This window comes from Flavobacterium sp. MEB061, assembly GCF_000834715.1.
Lineage (GTDB): Bacteria > Bacteroidota > Bacteroidia > Flavobacteriales > Flavobacteriaceae > Flavobacterium > Flavobacterium pectinovorum.
On sequence record NZ_JXQR01000067.1, the window covers coordinates 1 to 414 of the forward strand.

General features: G+C 41.3%; 1 pseudogene. It reads right to left on the minus strand.

The annotated features are described in order from the left end of the window. Positions 1-414 (minus strand): annotated as a pseudogene (locus RT99_RS25470) (hypothetical protein); the annotation flags it as partial.

Genomic DNA, 414 nt, shown 5'->3' on the forward strand with positions numbered 1-414 from the left:
GTTTAAAGTATCATTTGTAATTACTGATTCTGCTGTCGTTCCGCCTGCATTTCCATTGATTGAAGCCATAGTTTCGGTTACCGCATCAATGGTTGGTTTTCCAACTACAACCACCGAGATTACAGAATCACAGTTTGTTGGGTTAGTAATCTCGCAGATGCTGTATTCCACATTATAGTTTCCTGCCGGAGTATTTGCCGGAACAGTTACTGTTCCGTCTGCATTTAATACAAATCCTGTTGGAACGGTGATTCCGGTTAATTTAACTTCACCGGGATTGGTTCCGATAACAACCGGATTTCCGTTTAAAGTATCATTATTTACAAGTGAAATTGTTGTTCCGCCAGTATTTCCATTGATTGAAGCTGTAGTTTCAGTTACCGCGTCGATGGCTGGTTTTCCTACCACAACCAC